This window comes from Hymenobacter rubripertinctus (assembly GCF_003583925.1).
Classification (GTDB): domain Bacteria; phylum Bacteroidota; class Bacteroidia; order Cytophagales; family Hymenobacteraceae; genus Hymenobacter; species Hymenobacter rubripertinctus.
In genome coordinates, this window is the sequence record NZ_QYCN01000012.1 from 37,677 (window position 1) to 63,019 (window position 25,343).

Consider the following 25,343-nt stretch of genomic DNA (forward strand, 5'->3'; position numbering starts at 1 on the left):
AATGGAAGCATTGCCCGCCCACGGCTTCCGGGCTGGTTCGTCAGCCTGAATAACGCAAGCCGCAAGCTCCACCGTAGCTTTTCTGGTCCGTCCGAAGCTGGGCCCGCTTTTTGGCGGCCTGGCCCCTGGTCCGGCAGTGAAGTTGGGACTGTTGCCAGGCGCTAAAAAAAGGCAAGGGCTCCGCTGGTTTACCAACGGAGCCCTTGCCTTTTTTTAGCGCCTGCCTACTTGCGGCGGCGGGCTTACTGCTTGATAAACTTCCGCATGCTCCAGCCGCCTTCCGTAGTTACTTCCAACTGGTAGAGGCCGGTGGGCAAACCAGTTACGTCGAGCCGGGCGGCCCCGTTGGTTACGGCGCCTTCCAGCACGGTGCTGCCCAGCACACTGATAACGCGGTAGCGGACCGCCGTAGCGGGTACCCGCAGGTTCAGTTCCCGGGTAGCGGGGTTCGGATACAGCACCAGCTCACCCGGGGCCGTTACGGCCACCACTCCCGAAAAGGCTTCCTGACCGTCGGCATCTACCTGGCGCAGCCGGTAGTAGCTGGTGCCGGGCAGCGGCTGCCGGTCGAGGGTGGTGTAGGCGTGGGCGCTGGCAGTGGTACCCTGCCCTGCTACCGTCGCCACGGCATCAAACTGCTGTCCGGTTGCGGAGCGTTGCACTTCAAAGCGGGCATTATTTCTCTCCGAAGCCGTGGCCCACTGTACCCGTACGGCTGCGCCCTGCCGTTCTGCCGTGAAGCGAATCAACTCTACGGGCAGCGGATTGGTACCGGGCGTCTGGTTGCCGAGCGTAAAAATGTTCTGCGCCACGAAATCCTGGGTGAGCAGCCTGGACGTGATGCTGCCCGACGGGGAGCCTGAGCCGCCCGTAGTAGGCCCTTCATCAGTATAATCCTGCCCGTTGCGGGAGTTCAGAATCCGCAGATATGCCGGGTCGTTTACGCCATCATCCGCCCCGTAGCTAAGGCTGATCTGGCCGCTGGTGGCCGTGGGCGTGCCGGCAATGCGCTCCACTACGTAATAGCGGATCTGCGAGCGGCGGGTGATGTTGGTGGGCAGCGCGTAGGCCGGCGCGGGCTCGTTGAGCAGTTCCAGGCGGTAGGTTCCCACGCCCGATTGCGCGATGTTGAGCGTAACGGGCCGAAATACGCCGTCGCGCCCCAGCGGAAAGGTATTGGTCTGGTTATTCAGGTACTCCCAGGCCAGTGGGCCATCTACAAAACTCGCGGCAGTACCGGCGCTGGTGGTTGCGCTGTTGCGCAGTGTGAGCAAACTGGCGGCCGTGGTTACCAGTACTCCCTGGGTAAGCGTCAGCTGACTTTCAATCTGCACTTTGCCCGCCACGGCCACGGTAGAGGCAGCCGTGGGCAGGTTGATTTCAACATCATAATAATTGCCTGCCTTCAGGCTGAACTGCTCATCGATGAAGCGGGGCCGCCCAACCACGGCTCCCCMGCCCGTACCCACCCGCAGGCCATCTACTACAAGGCGCTGGGAGCTGTTGTATTGGCGCAGCAGTACCGCCGCCGGGTTGATTTCAGCCTGGATGCCGGGGGCCATCAGGTCATTTACTTCGGGCACGAGCGGCTCGGTTAGCGGCGTGGTATTGTCGAATACGTAGAGCCGCACCTGGTCATCGGCCGCGTCGGGCAGTTTGCGGTAACGCATCACGGCCAGGTATGTATGGTTGGCCTCGTAGTCGATCAGGGAGCCGCCCGCATCGGTGGCGTACACCGGCGAACCACTCGTGAAGCTCAGCCCGATATTGATGCGGCCGGCCGTGGCCGGACTGTTTCGGACGACGACCCGGCCCGCGTAGCTGTTGACATTACCGCCGGGTGTGAGGGCCAGGAAATACTGGTCGTTGCTGCCCACGTCGGCAATCTGCACCTCGAAGGCCACATACACGTCGCCGCCCGCAACAGCCGGCGCAAATTCCCGAATAACGTCTTCGCCGGTATTTACCAACGAAGCCGCCAGCCCTACGGTGCTGGGCGAACCGTACATGTTGGTAGCCAGCGAACCACTGGCCGCCTGCACCGGATTGGTGCCGGCCCCGGATACCGCCTGCCAGTTGCCGGTGCTGGTAAGCACCGTACCCGCCGGGTAGTCGAAATCTTCTTCCAGCAGCAGTTGGCCCGGGCCGGTAGTAGCTACGGCCGTTGTGGTAGTGACACTGTTCACGTTGGTGGTCGTGGTTTGGTAGTTGGTGGTGCCGCCACTGCCATTGTACTCGTAGAGTTTGAAAAAGTACTGCGTACCGGGCACCAGTCCGGCCACCGTAACGCCGGCCGCCCCGCCCCGGAGCACCACGTAATTCAGGGTACCGATTTCACTTCCGGCCCCGTAAGCCGCGCTGGCCGTGTAGGTAAGGCCATCCGCCGGGTCGGCATCTATGCTACTCCCCTCCCGCACCACCAGCAACCGCCCCGAACCGTCGCCGGCCGTTACGTTCACCCGAATGGAGTTAGCCGTAATGGTGCCGAAAGATATGGTACCGACCGTCGTGGGCTCGGTGGCCAACGAGCCCGTAGTTACGGTGCCGCTCAGGGCCACGCTTCGCGCCAGTGCACCACTCACGTTGGAAACTCCGCCGGAGTAGGAACCAGTGCTCAGATTGTCGCGCAGGCGCACGTAGATGGTAGCGGCAATTGCGCCGCCGCTCAGGGGCAGCTGTAGCGTGGAGGCGTACGGGCCACTCACGGCCGTGGCCACTTCGTAACCCACCGGAGCCGCAATAGCTACGGCATCAGTCAGGTTGCTACCCATCAGTTGGTAACTCTGGGAAGGCGAATTCTGCCCAACGGTGGCGACGAAGCCACTCAGCGAAGCGGGCGAAACGGTTAGCGTACCAGCCGGCGTTACGGAACCCGATACCGCCACCAGTACCGTGGCGGCAATGGCACTCGTGTTTTCCACGTTGCCGTTGAAGGCACCCTGATTGGTCCCCGTGAGGCGCACATAAACAGTGGTGGTGGGCACGTTGCCCGCGTTGTTCGGGGCCAGCGTTTGGGTAGCCGCATAGCCGCTGGCTGCACTCAGGCTGACTTCGTAATTGGCGGGGGCGGCTACCGTGAGGTTGGCAGTGCCCAGGCCGTCGCCCCGCACCGTGTAGCTTTGGCTGGCCGAAGGCGTGCCCTGCATGGAGCCAAAGCCCGTCAGGCTCGTGGGGGCCGCTACAATGAGCGGAGTCGTCACGGTGAATACCGGGCCAGGATACGTGGCACTCCCCGCCGTAAGCGCGACGGCTCCCGTAGTGGTGCCCGCACTCACGGTGGCCGTGATGGTTGTGTTGGCGGCATTAGTGGTAAAGCTGGCCGCTGGAGTACCGTTAAAATTCACTCCCGTGATGGTGCCGAAGTTAGCTCCGGTAATGGTTACTACCGTTCCGATGGGGCCGCTGGTGGGCGTAATAGCGCTGATAACCGGATTGGTTGATACCGAGCCGCAAGGCGCAGGAGCTACGGCCGAGTTGCGTGGGGCAGCCGCTGCCACCGCAAAATCCGCTGCATTATCGTCGGTATCCTGGCAGCCGTTGCTTTTTCGAAGCGCCGCCGTGGAAGCAGCCAAACCGGCCGTAGGGGCTGTCCCTTCAGAACAATCAGCCGTACCTACGCCCACGAAATCCACTGCCAAAGCTTTGGGGCAGCCGCCCGTCAGCGGGGTCGTCGTATTCATCAGGGCCACCTTGAAAGCCCCGGCTGCCATGGAGATGGTTCCAATAGCATCGGGCGCGGGTAAACTGGTGGTTCCGCCGTTGCCGGCGGCCTCCTGAATCAAATAGTACCCTCCGGCCGGAATGGTTACGTTCGTCAGCGGCGTCACTTGCCAGGTGGTACCCGTAGCCGACGCATACTGCACCGACCAGCCCGCCAGTGAAACCGGTGCGCTGCCCCGGTTAAACAGCTCAATAAAGTCGTTTTTGTACGTGCTGCCTGCGTTTCCGCCCCCACCGTACACCTGGCTTATCACCACCAGATCAACGGTGAAGCTGGTGGTGGTGGTCGCCGTATTACTGCCGACCGTGACGGTAACCGGCCCACTGGTGGCCCCTACCGGTACCGTAGCCAGCAGTTGGCTGGCACTCACGAACGTGACGGAGGTTGCGGCGGTGCCATTGAACCCGACGGTTGCCGTGTTGGTAAAGCCCGTTCCGTTGATGGTTACACTACGCCCGACCGGACCATTAGCCGGGGTGAAGCTGGTAATGGTGGGTACGGGAGCCATGAGGGTGGTTACCGCTACTTTACTTGGGCCGGCCTGCAGATTTGGCACTGCATCCTCGGCCACCAGATATACCTCGTACGCCGTATTGGCCGCGAGGCCGCTGACGACGGCCGTAGCGGCAGCGTTGGCCGTCGGGTTGGCAATGCTGCCCCTCAGGTTAACGGCTACTTCCGTCCCGGCATTATTCTGTCCGGCTTTCACCTGCGTCGCAGAAGGGGCCGCCGCACCGTTGGCTAGTACAACGAAGTACGTTTTGCCGACCTCATCAAGGGCAGAAGAAAGCGTGAAACCGTCGCTGCTGACTCCCAAAACAGCGGGAGAGCCATTGGCGAATACGGGTGGCGTCGTATCGGAGCTGGTAGTTGCTGCCAGCTGCACGTTATCAAGCCCAACGTTGGTACCGCTAACCTTAATGGAAAGAATAAAGCGGATGTACCGCGTCGTACCCTTCGGGCTGCCGGAATACGGCGCGCCACTCGCGGCCGTTGATGGGTTGCCAACGCTTACCAGCGTGGTATAGGTAGTGCCATCATCAGATTCTTCTACCGCGAAAACAGTACCTGCTCCGCCACCGTTTGATTTGGCTGAGAAGCTCAGTGACGCAGCCGGTACAGAAAAGCTTATAACCAGATTATCCCCCTGCGTATCGAATTTGGCGGAGCCGCCCGAAGTGCTGCCGACCAGCTCTGTAGTATAATCAGCGCCTAATCCGGTCTGGGACCATCCAGCAGGCAGGGAGTTGCTGGCCGCCCACGGACCCTGATGAGCACTTGGCAAAGAAGCCTGGGTCCACCCCGTTAGAGGCAACCCAAAAGCCAATAAGCAGCAGAACCACCGCAGTAAGGCCAACCGGCGGCGGTACAGGGAGGAAGCAACGTAAAGGTTCGCCATAGCACAATTAGTTAGTTGATACCTGTGGGCAGTCAGTCAGCAGAACCTCCACAAAGCTGCACGCTGCATGAAGTTGGGCGGTGTTCTTTCCAGTAGCTGCCTATATTTTGTGGCACAGCGCTACAGATTGAGCAATAGTGAATCTAATAATTTCAAGGCTTATATCATATTTAAACTGGATTTAGCAATAATTATATAAACGCAAAAAAGGCCTCCCGGTAACGGGAGGCCTTTTCGCTGAGGCAATCAATACGGGGTGATTACTTCTTCACAATGCGGCGAGTGACTTTTGCTTCACCCTGACCAACGGTTACCAGATAGGTACCGGTCTTCAGGCTAGCCATGTCGAGCGTACCGTTGGCGGCCAAGGCCTGCGTGGTAATTACACGGCCCATCATGTCGGTCACCGTAACCTGCATTCCTTCGGTAGCACCAGCCAGGCTGATGGTCAACTGATCCTCTACCGGGTTAGGGTACATCGTCAGCTCACTAGCCTTCAGGAAGCTAATAGTTACCACGCTGCTGTAGCTGAACGTTCCGTCCAGATCTACCTGCTTGAGGCGGTAGTACGACACGCCATTCAGCGGGCTGTTGTCAGCTTCGTTGTAAGTAGAAGACGAATTGGTGGTACCCTTACCGGCAAGAGTCACGATGGTTTCAAATGCGCGGCCATCACGGCTCCGCTGAACTTCAAACTGCTTGTTGTTCAGTTCGGCAGCCGTAACCCAAGTCAGAGCTACCTGCGTGCCCTTCACTTTGGCAGTGAAAGAAACCAACGTAACCGGCAATGGCGAAGGCGCGATGATGCCTCGGATAATCTGCGGAACAGGAGGAGTCAGGTAATTCTCCGCACCACTGATCTGCACATTGGATGCATCATCAATGTTGTTATACTCGAACGTGTAGAAGTAGTACGTGGTCCCGAGATCCAAGCCGTCAATGACCACGCTATTGTTGGATCCTGAGTAAACTACGAAGTAGCCAGGAGCAATTTCCGGACCGGCACCATACGTCTGGTTACCCGTCTGGTAAGACACACCGTCTTGAGGACGAACCATTGTAGGGAAAGTCGAACGCTCACTGGCCACAATCAAACGGCCTTCACCAAAGCCAAGAGAGGCATAGTTAGCGGGCAGGTTGAACGTAACCGTGGCCGTCGTATTGTTCCGGGTTACGGTCGCCGTGCTGCGCTCAGTTGGCTCAGTGTCAATGGAGCGACCCGTGAGCAAATCATTTACGCCAAACGACTGGGTAGAATTATTGGAGAAGTCGTTGCTCTGGAATTGCAGCGTAGACTGGCCCGTGCCCAAGTAAGTTGGGGCATACCGAACATAAATAGGCTGGTCGATTCTGTAAGTAGTAGAATTAGGCGTCAGCGTAACGGAACTCGAGAACGTTACATCGTCCAGCGACAATTCGAACTGCTGAGTTCCACTTGGGTTAAGCGGGTTGGACGTAAGCAGCTTGGTGATGGTGATAGGCTGCAATACCCGCTGGGCATTAATAGTGAGGGCCTGCGAATCCGACTTCGTATTGATAACTACGGTGCGTACTTCCTGGAAGGCGTTAGCAATCTGAATAGTAGGCTCGCTGGTACCGTTCACCTGAATAGCCTGCGAAGTAGCGGGGCTGCTCGAGTTCACGATGATCGACGTAGTGCTCAGGGCAGAAGGGGGCAGGAAACGAACGTAAATCGTAGTAGTCGGAACATCACCGGCCGGTCCCTGAGCAATCACAAAGGAATTACCCGTTCCCGTCACGCCTGTGAAGTTAGCGTTCAAAGAAACCTGGAAGTACTGGGGAGCAGCTACCGTAATACCTTGCAGCAGGTTAGTACCCGAAACAGTGTACGTCTGTACATCAGAAGCAACACCCGGTACGGTAGAAAACTGGTTGAGAAGGCCCGAAACGTTAATCGTGGAATTTCCACCCGTGCTGTTAGCTGTAATGGTTACGACTTTATCAGCAGCGCCTGCACTGGAAGCAGTGATGGTTCCAGTGAATGTACCGCTGCCCACTGGAGCAACCAGCCGTACCTCAATGTCGCGGATGGATACAGTTCCATCAGGAGCAGGCGTGATGGTAATTGGACCGTTAACGAAACTCCCACCGGCCGAAGCATCCCGGAAAACAATGTTGTTGTTGGAACCTGTCAGCACCAACGGGGCCGTCAGGTTACCCGCGTTGATGGAGAAAGCGAGGGTTTGGGCGGAACCACTGTTGGATACCGTACCGAAATCCAAAGCTGAAGGATTTACGACAATAAATGGACCCGTAGGAGCTGCAGTAGCAGTACCCGTGACGGCAACTCCCGTCGAAGCTCCACCATTACCCGCGGTAGTCGCCGTGATAGTAGAGTTGTAGTTGCCCGCCGACGAAGGAGCGAAGCGCGCCTGGAACGTAGCATTTACCGAGTTATTGACCGGGCTGACCACAATAGTCTGAACGAAGTTGCCCGAGGTACCCTGACGAATCAGGTAGCCATTAGGAGCGCTTACTGTTACGTTAGAGGTGACGTTGCTGCCGGTAATGGTGAAGGCCTGGGTAGCAGATACCTGCCCGGCCTGAAGAGTACCGAAGTTCAGTTGCGTAGGACTGGCCGACAACGAAGCGGGTGGCAAGGTACCAACGCCTGAAACACCCACATTGCGGGTTGTGGCACCGGTGCTGGCAAACGTAACCTGACGCGAATACTCTGTCGCTACGGTGGGCACAAACTGAACGTTTACTACAGCATCGGTAACGCCACCCGCACCATTCAGCGGAATTGAAGCCGTAGCACCATAAGCACTACCATTGTAGCTGACCTGAAAACCATCAGGAGCGGTAACTGTGATGGGGGCCGTCAGCGAAGTAGCATTCACGGTCACGCTCATGGCCGAGGAGGTAGTGTTGACCTGCTGACTGCCAAATGCAAGCGCCGTTGGCATCACGCCAATCATTGGAGCACCGGCAGTACCGGTACCGCGGAGGTAGATATTCGTGAAGGCAAACCCACCGTTGTTGTTAAAGAGAAACAAATTCTCATCTACCTGACCAACTGCGGAAGGTTTGAATCGCACGAAGAAAGTGCCTCCAGTAGCTGGAATCGATACGTTCTGGCTGTACGTATTACCGTCCGTGCTGCCTTCAAACGAAGGAGCATTGCCAAAACTCACAATAGTAGGCCCATTAAAACCGCTACTTGTTACGGTATACTGCACAGGTGTGCTAACAGTGCCAACAGCAACAGAACCATAATCAGTAGGACTGGCTGGGGTAGAAGCCGGAGTTACTACCAAAGTTTGTGCCTGCGTGATGAATGGGGCAAAGAGCCCAAACAGCACCATTAACCACACCCACGGGCGGTTAACGAGAGCATTTCCATTCAAGTAAGGTTTTTTCATGATTATGATAAGAAGAGAAAGGTTCTGAAGAAAGTTGAAAGGGTTCGGGCAGGTGAATTAGCTACCGTCCGAGTTGGTGAGCTTTACGAAAAAACTTGAAGCCCGGATTATGATTTTTTGTAGTTGACGTATGATTAATTAAATCATACGTCGTTCAATAATCGACATGACGATTTTTCATCATAATTCGTGCCATTAAAATCCTTATATTAAATATTAATCATTTACATTGCTGTTTAGATGCTCTACATCCTCCTCCAAGGGGTGCAACAGGTATGTTGCGGTTGGGCTATTCGAGCAATTATCCGCGTAAAATTACTTCGCAAACCTGATACTTTAGCTTAATAGTTCATGTCAGGCAATCTATCTTTGGTTATGCCCTGTTCCTGCAAGCATAACAGGAGTGTAAACTCGGAACATACTTGGCAATAAGCAGTGTCCATATATCTCACAATCAGACATATAGGTATATTATAGCTATCCGACACTCGTCAGGATGATGTAGTGAAATCGTGATACTGATTTTTGTTGATCAGTATATAATTTTACATATACTTGACATGATGGGGATGTCCCAGAGGTGGGCAGCAGGTAGACAGGCTATTGTAAGCTTCCCGCTGAGTGGTCGAGTAGAGAACGGAAGTGAGGCTAGTCGTGCTCATAAAGTGGAGCGCTTGGTGCGGGCGCAACCAATGCTCATAGCTGGCTCCGATAACCTCATCGTCGCAGCCGATTCTGGCCCGTACAGAACCGCATGAACCAACGCAATACCCTGGACTTACACTGCTCTTTTGCCCATACAACGACAAACAAAAAACCGGACTTAATACCTCAGAAGGCACTAAATCCGGTTTGGTGGGCCCAACTGGAATCGAACCAGTGACCTATTGATTATGAGTCAATTGCTCTAACCAATTGAGCTATAGGCCCTTGCGAAACCGACGGGTTAAAATAATTGGTTTCGACTCCACAAACTTCGAGGTTCGCAGGCATATTTCCAACCTTACCGCTAATCGGCTCACCGATTTCGCGTTTCCTGGACGCGTGGCGAATCGTTCAATGGCGTAGGGGCGGGCCCTTTTGCGTCTAACTGTTGCCCGGTAACCGCTCTGCTAATAGCTGTACCGGCAGCGGCTGTTCAATGCCGAAACGCGACCCTTCGCATTTGAGCGGTACGTTTCCCGACTTCTTCAATACTTTACTACATGCCCCACAAGCTTCCCCATCTGCTGTTCGATTTCGGCGGCGTCATCATCAACATCGACTACAACCGCACCCTGGAGGCCATGCGGCAGCTGGGCAGCGGCATCGAATTCACGCAGGCGGCCCAGGCCAAACTGTTCGATGAGTTGGAAACCGGCCATATTTCGGCCGACCAGTTCCGGGCCGGGTTGCGGGCGCACTACGGCCTGACGGCCACCGACGCGCAGCTAGACGAAGCCTGGAACGCCATGTTGCTGGATGTGCCGGCCGGGCGGCTGGCCCTTATTGCGGAGTTGCGGGTCCAGGGCTACCAGACGGCATTGCTCTCCAATACCAACCAGCTGCACATCACCGAAATCAACCGGCGCCTTAAGGAACAGTACGGCTTGCAAAATGGTATTGCCGACTGCCTCGACCGGGTATTTTACTCGCAACACGTGGGCCTGCGCAAGCCGGGCGAGGAAATATTCCGGCACGCGCTACGCGAAATGAACTGGGAGGCCGCCGATACGTTATTTATCGAAGATAGTCCCCAGCACATTGAAACGGCCCGCCGGCTGGGGCTGCATACGCTTTTCCTGACTCCGCCCCTAACTTTGCAGGACGCCCTGCCCGCCGCCCTCCGTGCCTTTCCCGCCTGACCCCATTCGGCCCGAGCCGACCTCTTCTGACCAATCCTGCCCCCTACCCCTGCCGTTCCCCGATACGGCCGGGCTACCCGCCTTTTCGGCCGCCAGGGCCGCTGCTGATGCGCAGGGGGGGGGTCAACGATATGAGCGCCCGCCCTGGCCCCGGCCAGCCCGGTACGGCCTGCACCTGCTGCTGTTTCTGGTAACGTTGCTGACTACTACGCTGGCAGGCGTTACGCTGGCACGCAACACCTTCCTGAGTGCTTACCTATTGCCTTTTGAGCTGCTGAGGCAGCCCCTGGCGCAGGTCTGGTTGGCGTTGCGGCCGGGACTGTGGTACGCGGGACCATTTCTGGCCGTCCTCACGGTGCACGAGTTCGGCCATTATTTCACGGCCCGCTACAACCGTATTGGGGCGACGCTGCCGTACTTTATTCCGCTGCCGCTGGGCTTCGGCACGTTTGGGGCCGTTATTCGCATTAAGGACCGGATTTACTCGCGGCGCGAATTTTTCGATGTGGGGCTGGCCGGGCCGCTGGCCGGGTTTGTGGTGGCCGTGGCCGTGCTGGCGTATGGCCTCACGCACCTGCCACCGCTGGATTACCTATTCCGGATTCACCCTGACTACCGGATCTATGGGACCGAATATGCCCGCCACGCCTACCAGAACCTGCCGGCCGGCAGCGTCCTGACGCTGGGGCAGCCGCTGCTGTTTCAGGGCATGGCAGCCCTGCTGGCCGACCCGGCCCGACTGCCCCACCCCAACGAGGTGCTACATTACCCGGTGTTGGTAGCGGGCGTGTTTTCGTTGTTCTTCACGGCCCTCAACCTGTTGCCCATCGGCCAGCTCGATGGAGGGCACATCGTTTACGGTTTACTGGGGACCCGCCGGGCGGCGCGCGTATCCTTGGTACTGTTCGTGGGCTTCATTTTTTATGCGGGCCTGGGGCTGTTTTCCCTGACTTCGGACACCGACACCTGGCTCTACGGAGCCGGGCCGTATGCCCTCTACCTGTGGGCGGTATTGCGGCGGGCCATGCCCACGGCCCGCCGGGCGTTGCTGCTGGCGGCGGCCGTGTGGCTGGGGCAGATTGCCTTGTCGTCGGGCTTTCCGGGGTTGGAGGGCAACCCGGGCTGGCTACTGTTCGGGCTGTTGCTGGCCCGGGCCACGGGCATCTTCCACCCGCCCGCCCCCGATGAGCGGCCGCTTTCTGCGGGCCGGAAAGTACTGGGCTGGGTAATGCTGGTTATTTTTGTGCTTTGTTTCGCTCCTTCTCCTGTCGTAATCCAGTAAGTTATTCCGGGAAATGAGCCCGGAAGTGAGTTCTGGCAAGTTCGCCAAGCCCTCAGCTTGCCCCCATTTTTACCGGTATACCACCTTGCCCCACTTCCCGCTTTATCCTGGCCGGCTAGCGTTGCGTACGGGCTTCGGCTCTTCTGAATGACTGCACCTCAATTCGCCCAAACCCACCTGCTGCGAGGCTCTACGCTGCTGCTATTCCGGCAGCACGGTTTGTATGTGAGCCAGCGCCGGCGCAACGGTACGGCGTGGCTGGAAACTGAAATCCCGTACGAAGAACTGCTGCCCGTAGGCCTCGAATACCAGACGGCGGCTCCACTCCGCATTCCGCCGGCCGGTATGTGGGTAGCCATCTGGGTGATCTTACAGGGCCTGAGCCGCTTGCTCAGCAAACAAGCGGGCCTCTCTACCGAGCTATGGGTGGCCTGCGGCGGTTTTCTGCTGGGGTTGCTGGGCGTGTACGTCGCCCGCCGCTACTGGGGGCGCACCGTTACGCTGGCCACCAACCGCATCCGGCTAAGCCTGCACGACCGCCCTGGCCAGCACGATGCCCTGGCCACCTTCACCGATGCCCTGCGCCTACGAGCTCATGCCTACCTGCGCGAGGAGTACGCCCAAGTGAACCCCCTGGGGCCTATTGAGCTGCAACTACACCGCCTGCACTGGCTCCACAACCTGAATGTGCTCAGCGAACAGGAGCTGCGCATCCTCAGCACCCGCCTCACGGGCCGCCTCTCCCTGGAGCCCGTCAAGCTCATGGGCCAGGACCTGGAAACGCCTTATTTGAATTAGCGCTTTGCCGCTGGTACATGGGGCGAGGAAAAAGAACGTCATCCTTCCTTCGTCAGGATGACGTTCTTTTTCTTGAAGCGCTGGGCTCTCTATTCCGCCTCCAGCGCGGCCACGCCAGGCAGTTGCTTGCCTTCCATGTACTCCAGCAGCGCGCCGCCGCCAGTGCTGATGTAGCTCACCTGGTCGGCGAAGCCGAGCTGGTTGACGGCCGCCGCTGAGTCGCCGCCGCCGATGAGGCTGAAGGCTCCCGATTCGCGGGTAGCGTCGGCAATGGTTTGGGCTACGGCCGTGGTGCCTTTGGCGAACGTGGGCATTTCAAACACGCCCATCGGGCCGTTCCAGAGGATGGTTTTGGAGTTGCGCACCACCTCCGTGAAGGCTTTGATAGACTCGGGGCCGAGGTCGAGACCCAGCCAGCCGTCGGGAATCTGGTCGTTGGCGGCCACTTTGGTGCTGGCGTCGTTGGCGAACTTGTCGGCAATGAGGCTGTCGGTGGGCAGCAGCAGGTTTACGCCTTTCGCTTTAGCCTTCTCGATGAGCTCCAGGGCCAGGGGCATTTTGTCTTCTTCGAGCAACGAGCTGCCGATGCTGCCGCCCTGGGCCTTGGCGAAGGTGTAGGCCATGCCGCCCCCGATGAGCAGGTTATCGACCTTATCGAGTAGCTGTTCGATGATGAGGATTTTATCGGAAATCTTGGCCCCGCCCATGATGGCGGTAAAGGGCCGCTCGGCTTTTTCCAGCACCTTCTGGGCATTGTCCAGCTCGCTCCGGAGCAGGTAGCCGCCTACCCGGTCGGCGGGCGCGAAGCTGCCGGCCATGATGGCCGTGGAGGCGTGGGCGCGGTGGGCCGTGCCGAAGGCGTCGTTCACATACACGTCGCCGAGCTTAGCCAGCCGGGCCGCGAATTCGGGGTTGCCTTTCTCTTCTTCGGGATAGAAGCGCACGTTTTCTACCAGCAGCACCTGACCGGGCTTCAGGTTTTTGGCCTGCTCTTCGGCTTGCAGGGCATCATCGGCAAACTGCACCGGCTGGCCGTATTCCTGGCTCAGGCGGCTCACGATGTGGCGGAGCGAGTACTTGTCCTCGGGGCCGCCTTTGGGCCGGCCCAGGTGGGAAAGCAACACCACGGAGCCGCCGTCCTGGAGGATCTTCTTGATGGTGGGCGTGGCGGCTCGGATGCGGGTGTCGTCGGTGATGGCGAAGCTTTTGTCCAGCGGCACGTTGAAATCTACGCGCACCACGGCGCGCTTGCCGGCGAAGTTGTACTGATCGAGGGTTTGCATGGAATGGAAATAGGGTTGGCGGAGGGACGAAGATAGGTGGTCAGGGAAGAAAGAACGTCATTCAGAGCGCAGCGAAAAATCTCGCTTGCCATGCCAATTCTGGCGTCTGGCCAGCATTACAACGTAGGCAGGCGAGATTCTTCGCTGCGTTCTGAATGACGTTTCCCCCCATTCCCCCCAATGGCCGCTTTCTCCTGCAAGCCCCAAAGTCCTACCTTTGCCTCCGATATGAAAATAGGCATCTTCTTCGGTGGCCCGTCGCGTGAGCGGGAAATCAGTTTCGCGGGCGGCCGCACGGTGTACGACAACCTCGATAAGTCCTTGTTTGAGGTCGTGCCGGTATTCGTGGACAGCTGCGGCAACTTCATCCTGCTCAACTGGGAATACCTATATAAAGGCACCATCCGCGACTTCTACCCGCCCGTATCGGCGTTGGCACCCACGTCGGTGCCGGTGCAGATGTACTTCGAGAGCCTGGGGGAGCTGAGCGCCGATGAGCAGGACCGCATCATTGCCGAGGTGGGCCGGCGCGTAGAACCCCGGGAGCTGGCCACGCTCATTGACTTTGCCTTCCTGGCCCTGCACGGGCCGGGCGGCGAGGACGGGGCCATTCAGGGCCTGCTGGAGTGGTACGGCATTCCGTATTCGGGCTCCGGTATTTTGCCTTCGGCGTTTGGCATTGATAAAGTTGCCCAGAAGAAGTTGCTCAAGGCCCTCGACCGTCCCACGCCCGACTTCCGCCTGATTACGGCCGAGGAGTGGGACGCCGCCGACCCCCAGGCTACGCTGGACCACTTGGTGCGCGAGCTGGGGCTGCCGCTGGTGTTCAAGGCCCCGCGCCAGGGCAGCAGCATCGGCATCAGCATCCTACGCGAAGCCAGCGTACCCCAGTTTCAGGCCGCCGTGGAGCGCAGTCTGTTCCGCAAAACCGTTACCCAGGCCGAATGGCAGGGCCTCTCGGATGCCCGGAAGCTAACCTGGCTGCAGCAGCTGGTCGATATCCGCGACGGAATCGGGCTGCCGGTTGTTTTGTCTTCAGCTGATAGCTTGGAGCTGCTAGCTGCTAGCTCTTCGTTGAACGAAGCTAACGGCCAACAGCTACTAGCTGATAGCTCAGAGATAATCTACCAGCCCGAGGAGCTGCTGAACGCCCTGAATGAGCACTTGGCCCGCGCCCAGAGCGTGCGGCTGACCAGCGTGGAAGGCGAAGTGCAGGTACTGGTGGAAAGCTTCGTGCAGGGGCGCGAGTTCTCGTGCATTGTGGTGGAAGACGAAAACGGCCAGCCCCTGGCCCTACCGCCCACCGAGATTGTGAAAGGCGAGGAAATGTTCGACTACCGCTCGAAATACCTGCCCGGTCTGGCCCGCAAAATCACGCCCATCGACCTGCCCGAGGCCGACATCCAGCGCATCCGCGAAGCCTGCGAGGAAATGTTCGTCACCTTCGGCTTCCAGGTATATGCCCGTTTGGATGGCTTTATCAGTGGCCAGCCAGTTGCCCGTAGTGAGGCCGACCAGCACGCCACTGGCAATTCCATTTTCCTCAACGACCCGAACACGACTTCCGGCATGTTGCCGGCCTCGTTCTTCTTCCATCAGGCGGCTGAAATTGGGCTCAACCCCTCGCAGTTCCTCACGTTTCTGATTCGCACGTCGCTGGCGGCGCGGCGGCGCGGCGGGCTGCGGCCGGTAAAGCTGGCGGGCCTGCTGGCCCGGCTGGATGCGGCCGTGGCGGCCCGGGCTGCGGACGAACGCACGCGCACCAAAGTGGCCGTAATTATGGGCGGTTACTCCTCGGAGCGGCACATTTCGGTGGAGAGCGGGCGCAACATCTATGAGAAGCTCAGCTCCAGCATCAAGTACGAGCCGGTGCCGGTGTTCCTGACCGGCAACAGCCAGGAATTCCGCCTCTACGTACTGCCCATCAATGTGATGCTCAAGGACAACGCCGATGATATCCGCGAGAAAGTGGAGCATCTGGAGGCCGGCCACGGGCTGCACCCTATTCTGACGCGCATCCGCCGCGAGGCGGCGGGCATCACCAGCACCTACGCCGGCCAGCCCACGGCCCAGCCCCGCCGGGTGAGCTTCGGGGAGCTGGCCGGGATGGTAGACGAGGTGTTTATTGCCCTGCACGGCCGCCCCGGTGAGGACGGCGCTTTGCAGCAGCAGCTCGAAGCGCTGGGACTGCCCTATAACGGCTCGGGCGTGGCCAGTAGCCAAATCACCATCAACAAGTTTGAAACCAACAAGCGCCTGCGCGAAGCCGGTATGCGCGTGGCCGAACACCGCATGGCCGCCCGCCAGGAGTGGGAGGCCGGCCCGGAAAGCTTCTTCCGCAGCCTCGAAACCCAGTTCCCCTACCCCTTCATTGCCAAGCCCGCCGACGACGGCTGCTCCTCGGCGGTGAAGAAAATCAAGAACCGGGCGGAGCTCGAAGCCTTCACCCAACTCATTTTCCGGGACCAGGAAGACCTCTTGCCCGCTGCCGCCACTACGCTTAGTCTGGGTTTTAAGGAGGAATTCCCGCAGAAGGAGGCCTTTTTGGTGGAAACGCTCATCAGCCGCGACGGGGCCGCCCACTTCCTGGAAGTTACCGGCGGTTTGCTCACGCACTGGGCCGAAAACGGCGAGCTGCGGATTGAGGTGTTCGAGGCGTCGGAGGCGCTGGCCACGGGCGAGGTGCTGAGCCTGGAGGAGAAGTTTCTGGCCGGCGAAGGCCAGAACATCACCCCGGCCCGCTACGCTCCCGAGGCCCACGAGCGGCAGCGCATTTCGGAGCAGGTGAAGCAGGAGCTGCGCCGGGTGGCCGAAATCCTCAACATTCAGGGCTACGCCCGCATCGACGCCTTCGTGCGGGTGCGCCAGAATGGGGCCGTGGAGGTGCTCATCATCGAGGTGAACTCCCTGCCTGGCATGACACCCGCCACCTGCATTTTCCACCAGACCGCCCTGGCCGGCTACACACCCTACGACTTCATCGACCGGATTCTGGAATTCGGGAAGCAGCGCACCGAACTGATGGTGGCCGGTAGTTAGAAACTGGCACCTCTCCTTTCCGGGAGGAAAACTGGTTTCTAGTCCTTAGCTTCTAACTTTACCCCGCTTCTGCCTTCCGGCTTCTTCCTCCTAGCTTCTTCTCAACGAATGTCCTTTTTCCGCTCCGATACTCCGGCCGACCTGCTCAAGCACCTGTTCATTATCGTGGTGCTCACGGGGGCGCTGGTCATCGGGTTTTTCTACGTGTACCTGCCCATTACCACCAACCACGGCGAAACCATTGTGGTACCCAAGGTGACGGGCATGAACCAGGCCGACCTGGAGGACTACCTCGATGAGCGGAACCTGGACTACTTCGTGGACGACAGCACTTACAACGCCAGCATCAAGCCCGGCACGGTGCTCATGCAGGAGCCCAAGGCGGGCGAAAAGGTGAAGGAAGGCCGCAAGATTTACGTGTCGGTTTCGATGAAGAACCCGCCCGTTATCAAGATGCCCAAGCTCACCGATGGCTCGGTAAAAAATGCCCAGATGATCCTAAAAAGCTATGATCTGGTGGTAGGACAGCTCCAGTTCGTGCCCAACATTCAGAAGGATGCCGTGCTCCGGCAGCTGGTAAACGGCCAGGAAATAGCCGCCGGCGACCCCATCACCAAGGGCACCCGCGTAGACCTGGAAGTGGGCGACGGCCTCGGCAACCAGGAATTTCCGGTACCCAACTTAGTGAACATGCCCGCCGATGAGGCGACGACGCTGCTCGTGGGTCAGGGCCTGCAAGTGGGCGAGATATTCTACCAGCGCGCCCGCAATGGCGAAACCGAAGGCATGGTGGTGAAGCAGCGCCCGGTGCCGGGTCCCAACACGACCATCCGCATGGGCCAGCTCGTGGATTTGTGGGTGGCCGGCTCCGAGCCGCTGAAAAGCATTGAGTAATCCCGTGCTGAAATAGAACGCAAAAAGGTTCGTTGTGCCCCAACGAACCTTTTTGCGGTTTTAGCCGTGAGGATGTACCCCTCGCGGCCGGCGGCCCTTCCCTATCCGGTCCTTTCCTTATTCTTACTCCATGATTCGTCTTGTACGCGTATTCGGGGCCTTGCTGGGGCTGGGCCTGCTGCCGCACCTGAGCCCGGCCCAGGTGGTGCAGCCCCTGGGCACCGAGCCGGCTCACGCGCCTATCCGGCCGGCGACCACGGCGGCCCGGCCAGCCGCCCTGGCCCTGCCTTTTTTCGATGACTTCTCGCGCCAGCCGGAAGGCCAGCCCAGTACGCAGCGCTGGACAACCCACGGGGGCGGACTGGTGAACAACCGCTTCCCCCGCCGACCGATTTCCCGCAACGTGGTTACCCTCGACGGGCTCGATGAAAAGGGCCAGCCCCGGGGCGCGGTTTCCCGGGTCGGCGATGCCGATTCGCTGACTTCCCAGCCCATCGACCTGAGCGGCCTGAAGGCGACGGACAACGTGTTTCTGAGCTTTTTCTGGCAGGCGGGCACTTTGCGCGGCCGGCCCGAGGCCAGCGGTAGCCGGCCCATTGCCCTCTACGTGGAGTTCAAAACCCAGAGCGGCCTCTGGCAGGAAGTGTGGCAGCTGCCCAGTCCGGCCGATACCACCAACTTCCGTTTCAAGGCCCTGCCCCTGAACCAGGCGGCCTACTTCCACCCGAACTTCCAGTTCCGCATCCGCGTCAGCGGCTACCTCTACAATGCCCGCGACGCCTGGAGCGTGGACTACGTGCGCCTGGACCGCAACCGCACGGCCACCGACTCCACTTTCCGCGACATTGCCACCAGCAAACCGTTGGGCAGTGCCCTGAAGCGGTTCACGGCCATGCCGGTGGCCCAGTTCAACCTGAACGCGTCCCAGGAGCTGGCCACCCGCTCGGCTACCAGCATCAACAACCTCGATGCCGGCCCCGCCCCCACCCCCATCACCTGGAACGGCTACCTCGACGTACTGCCCGGCAACGGCACGTCGCGCTACCTCAACGGCGGCATTTCTTTCGATGCCAACCGGCGCCAGCAGCCCATCATCGGCAACCCGGCCCTGGCCACCGTGCCCCTCACGCCGGCCGCCAAGCACTTGCGCCAGCGCGTGGTAATTTCGACCGGCGAAACCAACCCGCTCACCCTCGGCAACGACACCATCAGCCGCCTCACCGATCTGACCGACTACTACGCCTACGACGACGGTACCGCCGAGGCGTCCATTTCCCTGGCGCCGGCTGCTACCGGTCCGGCCAGTTTTTACGCCCTGCGCTTCGACCTTAACCGCCCCGACCAGATCCGGGCCATCCGCCTGTATCCGGTGCTGGGCACGGCGGCCGGGCGGTTCGTTACGGTGAACATCTGGGATGATAACGGGCAGGGACAGCCCACCGACCAGCCCAAAGCCAGCAAGGGCTTCACGGTGCCCGCCACCCTGCCCGCCGGCCAGACCTACGTGGAAGTGGCCTTCGACGCGCCGGTGCCGGTGAGTGGGAAGTTTTATGCCGGCTACGGCCACGCGCCCACGCCCCAGTTCGTGGAGTTCGGCCTGGATTTGAACAATGCCCCGCCCGCCGGCTACTTCCAGCTCAACACCCAGGGCACCTGGGGGCTGGCCACCACAGCCACCAATTACAGTCCGGCTGGGGCGCTCATGGTCCGGCCCCTCACGACCGGTGTAATAACCGCTACAACTCCCCTGGCCGCTGCCGGGCAGCCGCGCCTCTACCCCAACCCCACTCCCGACGGCCGGGTACGCGTGTCTGTGCCCTACGCCCGCGCCACCGTGCTCGACGCGGTCGGCCGCGTGGTCTGGGAGCAGCCGGCCAGCCGGGCCGGAGAGCCGCAACTGGTGCTGCCATTGCCAGCAGGACTGTATTTCGTGCGCCTGACGTTGACTGATGGTCAGACAGTTACCCAACGACTGGCCGTCGGCGGGCGATAAAACACATTTTTCCCGGTTTATTGCTAACCTTGCAGACCGGGCACCATTCCCCCGCTCCTTTTTTTTTCCTTCCTCATTCCGCTCCTTTCCGCTATGACAGACATTACCGCCACCGAACTTAAAGAACGACAAAGCCAGCATACTGCCCCCGTCATTATTGACGTGCGCGAAACCTGGGAAAACGAAGAAAGCCGCATCGAAGGGAGTCGCAACATTCCCCTGGGCGAGTTACCCGGCAAGCTCGACGACCTGAAGGATCTGCGTAACGCCGAAGTAGTGGTGCACTGCAAGGGTGGCGGACGCTCGGCTTCAGCCAAAGCGTTCCTGCAGCAGCAGGGCTTCACCCACGTGCGCAACCTCATTGGCGGTATTCAGGGTTATCAGGCCGGCTGAAGCGGTTTGTTATTTTTGCTGCTGAGAAAAGGGTTTGCTGGTTCTGGTCCGGCAAACCCCTTTTTTATGCCCTTTTTCAACTGATAGGCAAGAATCTACAATATTTCAGGAAATTTTAATTTCACACAATTAAACATTACACAACCTTTATCCGTTTACTTAGCAACGATGCCTGACCTACCTATCCCTTCTACCGACGCGCCCAACCCGCTGCTCCAGCTGGAAAACCAGTTGTGCTTTCCGCTCTATGCGGCCTCCCGGATGCTGACCAAAGCTTACCAGCCCCTGCTGCAGGAGCTGGACCTGACCTACCCGCAGTATCTGGTGCTGCTGCTGCTTTGGGAGCATGAGGAGCTAACGGTGAAGGCCTTGGGCGAGAGCCTGCTGCTCGACTCGGGCACACTCACGCCCTTGCTCAAGCGCATGGAGCAGAAGCAGTGGCTCAGCCGCCGCCGCGACCCGCGCGACGAGCGTTCAGTCATCATCGGGCTGCTGCCAGCCGGCGCCGCATTGCGCCAACCGGCCTGCCGGATTCCCGAGCAGCTACTGGCCCGCCTCAACATGCCTCTGGCCGAGTTTGAGGCCTTGCGCACTCAGCTCAACCAGCTACTTATCCGGCTCCAGTAACCGGTTCTGTTTTCCCATTTCTTCCCCTCTTTTTTTCTCTTTTATGAAACTGACCAACAAAGTGTTCACGGCCCAGGCCAAAGCCAAAGGTGGCCGCGACGGTGCCATCAGCACCACCAACGACGCGCTGACTCTCACGCTGAGCATGCCCAAAGAAATGGGCGGACCCGGCAAAACCGGCGCTACCAACCCCGAGCAACTGTTCGCGGCCGGTTACGCGGCCTGCTTCGAGGGCGCGTTAGGCGTTGCGGCCCGTCAGGCCGGCGTAAAGCTCCAGGACGTGACGGTGGAAGCCCTCATCGGTTTCGGCCAGGCCGAAGACGGCGGCTACGGTATTTCAGCTGATCTGCACGTGAACCTGCCCGGCTTCTCCCAAACCCAGGCCGAGCAGCTTGTGGAAGCCGCCCACGGTATCTGCCCCTACTCCCGCGCCACCCGCAACAACATCGAAGTCAACCTGACCACAACCACCGCCGCTTAAGTAGTTGTCAGTTTTTGGTTGTCAGTTGTCAGTTGTCAGTTGTCAGGGCAACGGCTCGTTGACAATCACCAGTCAAAAACTGACAACTAAAAACTGACAACCGACAACTAAAAACCACTGCTATGAAAACCAACACCATCCTGCTAGCCAGCCGCCCCCAGGGCGAACCGACCGAAGCCCAGTTCAAGTTTGAAACCCGCGAGCTGCCCGCCCTCAAAAGCGGCGAGGTGCTGCTTAAAACCCGCTACGTGAGCGTCGACCCCTATATGCGGGGCCGGATGAGCAGTGCCAAATCGTACGTGGCGCCGTTTGAGGTGGGCGAGCCGATTGCCGGGGGCGTGGTGGCCGAGGTGGTGGAAAGCCAGGCCGACCAGCTGCCGGTGGGCAGCATCGTGGTGGGCAGCCTGCCCTGGCAGGAGCACAGCGTGGCCCCGGCCAAAACGTTGCAGCAGGTGCCCGCCGACCAGGCCCCCATCAGCTACTACCTCGGTTTGCTGGGCATGACGGGTCTGACCGCCTACTTCGGGCTGCTCGACATCTGTGACCCCAAGGCCGGCGAAACGGTCGTTGTATCGGGTGCCGCTGGTGCCGTGGGTATGGTGGTGGGCCAGCTGGCCAAAATCAAGGGTGCCCGCGTGATTGGTACGGCTGGCACCGATGAGAAGGTGGCCTACCTCAAGGAGCTCGGCTTCGATGAGGCCATCAACTACAAAACGGCCGACGTGCCCGCGGCCCTGGCGGCCGCCGCGCCCAACGGCGTGGACTGCTACTTCGACAACGTGGGCGGCCCCATTACGGATGCCGTGTACGACCTGCTCAACAAGCACGCCCGCATTGCCATCTGCGGCCAGATTTCGATGTACAACGCCACCGAAGTGCCCATGGGTCCGCGCCCCGAAAGCAAGTTGCTCAAAACCAGCACCAAGCTCCAGGGCTTCATCGTGAGCGACTACCTGGACCGCTGGCCCGAGGGCGTGAAGCAGCTCGGCGAGTGGTACGGCCAGGGCAAGCTGCAGTTCGAGGAAACCGTCACCGAGGGCTTCGAGCAGATTCCGGCCGCCTTCCTGGGTCTGTTCCAGGGAGACAACACCGGCAAGGCCGTGGTGAAAGTGGCGTAACGGCCTCCCGCTTTCTATTTTTCAACTTTTTCGCGGCTCTGCGGAGCTGCCCCGGGCATACGCCGCCGGCCCGCGCAACGGCGCACCTTTTTCCCCAACCCATGAAGAATTTTCAGTTCTATAATCCCGTTCGCATTTTGTTCGGCAAAGGTCAGATTGCGGCCCTCACGGCCCAGATTCCGGCCGGCGCTAAAGTGCTCATCACCTACGGCGGCGGCAGCATCAAGCAAAACGGCGTGTACGACCAGGTGAAAGCCGCGCTGGCCGATTTCGAGACCGTCGAATTTGGCGGCATCGAGGCCAACCCGCACTACGAAACGCTGCTGCGGGCCGTGGAGCTGGGCCGGACCGAGCAGGTCGATTTCCTGCTGGCCGTGGGCGGCGGCTCGGTGCTCGATGGCACCAAATTCATTGCCGCCGCTATTCCGTTCGAGGGCAATGAGCCCTGGGACATCCTAGCCGACAAAGCCAAAGTGGCCCGCGCCGTGCCGTTCGGGGCCGTACTCACGCTGCCCGCCACGGGTTCCGAAATGAACTCGGGCGCCGTCATTACCCGCGTTTCTACCCAGGAAAAGCTGGCGTTCAGCTCCCCGCTCACGTTCCCGAAATTCTCGGTCCTCGACCCCGAAACGTGCTTCACGCTGCCCCCGCGCCAGATTGCCAATGGCATTGCCGACGCCTTCACCCACGTGCTGGAGCAGTACCTGACCTACCCCATCAACACCCCGCTCCAGGACCGGCTGGCTGAGGCCGTGCTGCTGACGCTGATTGAGGAAGGCCCCAAGGTGCTCGACAACCCCACCGATTACGACGCCATGGCCAACTTCATGTGGAGCGCCACCAATGCCCTCAACGGCACGCTGGCGGCCGGCGTAGTCACCGACTGGAGCACGCACTACGTGGCCCACGAACTAACGGCCCTCCACGGCATCGACCACGCCCGCACCCTGGCCATTGTGTTGCCCTCCATGCTGCGCTACCGCCAGGCCGGCAAGCTCGATAAGCTGGTGCAGTACGGCCAGCGCGTCTGGAACATCACGGCTGGCACCGACGAGGAGCGTGCCGAAGCCACCGTGCAGGCCACCGTGGCCTTCTTCGAGCGCCTCGACATCAAAACCCGCCTCAGCGACTACGACGTGGGCCCCGACACCATCCGCCAGATTGTGCAGCGCTTCACCGAGCGCGGCGTGAAGAACCTGGGCGAGCGGCAGGAGTTGCAGATTGCCGACGTCGAAAAGATTCTGACCATGGCCCTGTAAGGAGCTTTCCGAACGGTTTTTGTCATTCCGACGCAGGAGGAATCTGGAGATAGTCGTTGAGCCAGTTTGCTCAGATGCCTCCTCCGTCGGGATGACACCGACCCATTCAGTTATCCTTTAGGCCCGCTTTCCCCTCCTGATTATGTCTGATTCCCCCTCCACCATCATCTGCGTGGCCGCCGAGTGGCGCGTGCAGCCCGGCCACGAGGCCGAGGTGCTGCGCCTGATGCAGCAGGCCGCCGCCACCGTGCGCCGCCTGGAGCCGGGCAACCTCGTGTACACCGTGCACGTCGACCCCGCCGATGCCACCCACCTGTTCATGTATGAGCAGTACGCCGATGAAGCCGCGTTGCAGGCTCACATCGACTCCGACCACTTCCAGCAAATCGTAGTGGGCCAGATTGTGCCCGTGCTGGCCGAGCGCAAGGTTGCGCGTTACGGTTTGGCCGCCACAGTCTAGCGTTTCTGCCTGCTGGCTTTTTTTCTTTTACCCCTAAAAAACGATTCCCATGAAAATTCTGATGGTTCTTACCTCGCACGATAAATTGGGCAACACCGGCGAAAAAACCGGTTTCTGGCTCGAAGAATTCGCCGCGCCCTACTACGTGTTCAAAGATGCCGGCGCGACGCTGACCGTGGCCTCGCCCAAAGGCGGCCAGCCGCCCCTCGACCCCAAAAGCGACACCGCTGACGCCCAGACCGAGTCCACCAAGCGCTTCAAAGCCGACAACGACGCCCAGAAAGTGCTGGCTTCGACCGTGAAGCTCGACTCGGTTTCGGGGGCTGATTACGACGCCGTATTCTACCCCGGCGGCCACGGCCCGCTCTGGGATTTGGCCGAGGACAAGAAGTCGATTGAGCTGATTGAAAGCATGTACGCCGCTGGCAAGCCCGTCGCGGCCGTCTGCCACGCGCCCGGCGTGCTGCGCCACACCAAGGCCGCCAACGGCGAGCCGCTGGTGAAAGGCAAGTCGGTGGCCGGCTTCACGAACTCGGAAGAGGAAGCCGTACAGCTGACCGACATCGTGCCCTTCCTGGTGGAAGACATGCTGAAGGAAAACGGCGGCAACTACTCGAAGGGCGCCGATTGGGCTCCTTACGTGACCCAGGCCGGCAACCTCATCACGGGCCAGAACCCGGCCTCCTCGGAGCCGGCCGCCGAAGCCCTGCTGAAGATGCTTAAGAAGTAACCGGCTGCTTTTTGCAGTCGTCAGGCGGCCCCCGCTACTCCGGCCGGAGTGGTGGGGGCCGCTTTTTGCGGTTTAGGTTCTGTACCCTATTCAGATTTTTTTCAGGAATAAGGTACAAACGTGTACCTTATTCCTGAAAAAAATCTGAATAGGGTACACGCCATCTCACGGGGAGTATAGGCACAGCACTTGCGCCGGCAGCAGAGGGTTGGGGGCCAGAAATCCGCACATATTTCTATATTCCCCCCACATACCCGCTTTTCTGAGCTATGAGCAAAATTCTGGAAGAAATTGACCAGGCGCTGGCCACCTTCGACTCCAGCCTCGGCCGCCCCGTTGCCATCGAGCTGGGGGAGCGCAAGTACACCCAGCTGGTACTCGACATGGCCCACCGCTACGAGGGCGACGGCCTGACCCACAACACCGGCCGCCCCCTGGCCTACAAAGGCCTCGAAATCCTGCGCGACGACACCCACCGCGACCGGGTGCGGGTGATTTAGGGCCGTGAAAAAGAACGTCATGCTGAGCGCAGCGCAGCCGCAGTCGAAGCATCTCCTGGTTCGTAGCACAGGTACATCAGTCAAGTTGCGGCGCACGGTGTAGGGGCGGGGCTTGCCCCCGCCCGCCGCTGGAACG

The 25,343-nt window shown here is 59.9% G+C and carries 17 protein-coding genes and 1 tRNA gene; 14 read left to right on the top strand and 4 right to left on the bottom strand.

Annotated elements, in window-relative coordinates; translation table 11 throughout:
- Positions 1 to 242: 242 nt before the first annotated feature.
- The 3 genes from D0T11_RS09420 to D0T11_RS09430 all read right to left on the bottom strand — a co-directional run bounded on the left by D0T11_RS09420 (position 243) and on the right by D0T11_RS09430 (position 9,436).
- Complete coding sequence (locus tag D0T11_RS09420; RefSeq protein WP_182888320.1) at positions 243 to 4,430, bottom strand: lamin tail domain-containing protein; 4,188 nt, start codon at positions 4,428 to 4,430, stop codon at positions 243 to 245.
- 950 nt (positions 4,431 to 5,380) lie between these two features.
- Positions 5,381 to 8,506 carry a beta strand repeat-containing protein gene (locus D0T11_RS09425; protein ID WP_119655541.1) on the bottom strand — a complete coding sequence of 1,042 codons (3,126 nt, stop codon included), beginning with the start codon at positions 8,504 to 8,506 and terminating at the stop codon, positions 5,381 to 5,383.
- 853 nt (positions 8,507 to 9,359) lie between these two features.
- Positions 9,360 to 9,436, bottom strand: a tRNA-Ile gene (locus tag D0T11_RS09430).
- Positions 9,437 to 9,711: 275 nt separating this feature from the next.
- Between D0T11_RS09430 and D0T11_RS09435 the strand changes: the two genes are divergently transcribed.
- From D0T11_RS09435 to D0T11_RS09445, 3 genes are all read left to right on the top strand, one after another.
- Positions 9,712 to 10,350, top strand: a complete 639-nt coding sequence (locus D0T11_RS09435; RefSeq protein ID WP_119655542.1) for an HAD family hydrolase — start codon at positions 9,712 to 9,714, stop codon at positions 10,348 to 10,350.
- Entirely contained in the window at positions 10,334 to 11,632 is a 1,299-nt protein-coding gene (locus tag D0T11_RS09440) for a site-2 protease family protein (RefSeq protein WP_245990706.1), read from the top strand. The genes D0T11_RS09435 and D0T11_RS09440 overlap by 17 nt, the downstream gene beginning before the upstream one ends.
- A 147-nt stretch (positions 11,633 to 11,779) precedes the next feature.
- Positions 11,780 to 12,430, top strand: coding sequence for a hypothetical protein (locus D0T11_RS09445; RefSeq protein ID WP_119655543.1), 651 nt, complete (start codon positions 11,780 to 11,782; stop codon positions 12,428 to 12,430).
- A gap of 89 nt (positions 12,431 to 12,519) precedes the next feature.
- On the opposite strand, the gene D0T11_RS09450 is transcribed toward D0T11_RS09445, so the two are convergent.
- Entirely contained in the window at positions 12,520 to 13,713 is a 1,194-nt protein-coding gene (locus D0T11_RS09450) for a phosphoglycerate kinase (RefSeq protein WP_119655544.1), read from the bottom strand.
- A gap of 228 nt (positions 13,714 to 13,941) precedes the next feature.
- Between D0T11_RS09450 and D0T11_RS09455 the strand changes: the two genes are divergently transcribed.
- The 11 genes from D0T11_RS09455 (at position 13,942) to D0T11_RS09505 (ending at position 25,207) form a co-directional block, all read left to right on the top strand.
- Complete coding sequence (locus D0T11_RS09455) at positions 13,942 to 16,752, top strand: D-alanine--D-alanine ligase family protein (RefSeq protein ID WP_119655661.1); 2,811 nt, start codon at positions 13,942 to 13,944, stop codon at positions 16,750 to 16,752.
- Between the two features lie 108 nt (positions 16,753 to 16,860).
- Positions 16,861 to 17,646, top strand: coding sequence for a PASTA domain-containing protein (locus D0T11_RS09460; RefSeq protein WP_119655545.1), 786 nt, complete (start codon positions 16,861 to 16,863; stop codon positions 17,644 to 17,646).
- Positions 17,647 to 17,776: 130 nt separating this feature from the next.
- Positions 17,777 to 19,639 (top strand): T9SS type A sorting domain-containing protein, encoded by a 1,863-nt coding sequence (locus D0T11_RS09465; protein ID WP_119655546.1) that lies wholly within the window; start codon positions 17,777 to 17,779, stop codon positions 19,637 to 19,639.
- Positions 19,640 to 19,732: 93 nt separating this feature from the next.
- Entirely contained in the window at positions 19,733 to 20,032 is a 300-nt protein-coding gene (locus D0T11_RS09470; protein ID WP_119655547.1) for a rhodanese-like domain-containing protein, read from the top strand.
- A 168-nt stretch (positions 20,033 to 20,200) separates the two neighbouring features.
- Positions 20,201 to 20,659 carry a MarR family winged helix-turn-helix transcriptional regulator gene (locus D0T11_RS09475; protein ID WP_119655548.1) on the top strand — a complete coding sequence of 153 codons (459 nt, stop codon included), beginning with the start codon at positions 20,201 to 20,203 and terminating at the stop codon, positions 20,657 to 20,659.
- A gap of 43 nt (positions 20,660 to 20,702) precedes the next feature.
- Complete coding sequence (locus tag D0T11_RS09480; protein WP_119655549.1) at positions 20,703 to 21,140, top strand: organic hydroperoxide resistance protein; 438 nt, start codon at positions 20,703 to 20,705, stop codon at positions 21,138 to 21,140.
- Between the two features lie 122 nt (positions 21,141 to 21,262).
- Positions 21,263 to 22,258, top strand: a complete 996-nt coding sequence (locus D0T11_RS09485; protein WP_119655550.1) for an NADP-dependent oxidoreductase — start codon at positions 21,263 to 21,265, stop codon at positions 22,256 to 22,258.
- A gap of 101 nt (positions 22,259 to 22,359) precedes the next feature.
- Positions 22,360 to 23,517: an iron-containing alcohol dehydrogenase gene (locus D0T11_RS09490; RefSeq protein ID WP_119655551.1), complete on the top strand. Its 1,158-nt coding sequence runs from the start codon at positions 22,360 to 22,362 to the stop codon at positions 23,515 to 23,517.
- Positions 23,518 to 23,659: 142 nt separating this feature from the next.
- Positions 23,660 to 23,977 carry a putative quinol monooxygenase gene (locus D0T11_RS09495; RefSeq protein ID WP_119655552.1) on the top strand — a complete coding sequence of 106 codons (318 nt, stop codon included), beginning with the start codon at positions 23,660 to 23,662 and terminating at the stop codon, positions 23,975 to 23,977.
- Positions 23,978 to 24,026: 49 nt separating this feature from the next.
- Entirely contained in the window at positions 24,027 to 24,707 is a 681-nt protein-coding gene (locus tag D0T11_RS09500; protein ID WP_119655553.1) for a type 1 glutamine amidotransferase domain-containing protein, read from the top strand.
- A gap of 269 nt (positions 24,708 to 24,976) precedes the next feature.
- Positions 24,977 to 25,207 carry a hypothetical protein gene (locus tag D0T11_RS09505; protein ID WP_119655554.1) on the top strand — a complete coding sequence of 77 codons (231 nt, stop codon included), beginning with the start codon at positions 24,977 to 24,979 and terminating at the stop codon, positions 25,205 to 25,207.
- The last annotated feature ends 136 nt before the right edge of the window (positions 25,208 to 25,343 follow it).

Bases quoted from the DNA above. Each gene is read 5' to 3' on its own strand.
- D0T11_RS09470 (WP_119655547.1), top strand. From the start codon at position 19,733: ATGACAGACATTACCGCCACCGAACTTAAAGAACGACAAAGCCAGCAT.
- D0T11_RS09475 (WP_119655548.1), top strand. From the start codon at position 20,201: ATGCCTGACCTACCTATCCCTTCTACCGACGCGCCCAACCCGCTGCTC.
- D0T11_RS09445 (WP_119655543.1), top strand. From the start codon at position 11,780: ATGACTGCACCTCAATTCGCCCAAACCCACCTGCTGCGAGGCTCTACG.
- D0T11_RS09495 (WP_119655552.1), top strand. From the start codon at position 23,660: ATGTCTGATTCCCCCTCCACCATCATCTGCGTGGCCGCCGAGTGGCGC.
- D0T11_RS09500 (WP_119655553.1), top strand. From the start codon at position 24,027: ATGAAAATTCTGATGGTTCTTACCTCGCACGATAAATTGGGCAACACC.
- D0T11_RS09450 (WP_119655544.1), bottom strand. From the start codon at position 13,713: ATGCAAACCCTCGATCAGTACAACTTCGCCGGCAAGCGCGCCGTGGTG.
- D0T11_RS09480 (WP_119655549.1), top strand. From the start codon at position 20,703: ATGAAACTGACCAACAAAGTGTTCACGGCCCAGGCCAAAGCCAAAGGT.
- D0T11_RS09435 (WP_119655542.1), top strand. From the start codon at position 9,712: ATGCCCCACAAGCTTCCCCATCTGCTGTTCGATTTCGGCGGCGTCATC.
- D0T11_RS09490 (WP_119655551.1), top strand. From the start codon at position 22,360: ATGAAGAATTTTCAGTTCTATAATCCCGTTCGCATTTTGTTCGGCAAA.
- D0T11_RS09465 (WP_119655546.1), top strand. From the start codon at position 17,777: ATGATTCGTCTTGTACGCGTATTCGGGGCCTTGCTGGGGCTGGGCCTG.
- D0T11_RS09485 (WP_119655550.1), top strand. From the start codon at position 21,263: ATGAAAACCAACACCATCCTGCTAGCCAGCCGCCCCCAGGGCGAACCG.
- D0T11_RS09455 (WP_119655661.1), top strand. From the start codon at position 13,942: ATGAAAATAGGCATCTTCTTCGGTGGCCCGTCGCGTGAGCGGGAAATC.
- D0T11_RS09460 (WP_119655545.1), top strand. From the start codon at position 16,861: ATGTCCTTTTTCCGCTCCGATACTCCGGCCGACCTGCTCAAGCACCTG.
- D0T11_RS09425 (WP_119655541.1), bottom strand. From the start codon at position 8,506: ATGAAAAAACCTTACTTGAATGGAAATGCTCTCGTTAACCGCCCGTGG.
- D0T11_RS09505 (WP_119655554.1), top strand. From the start codon at position 24,977: ATGAGCAAAATTCTGGAAGAAATTGACCAGGCGCTGGCCACCTTCGAC.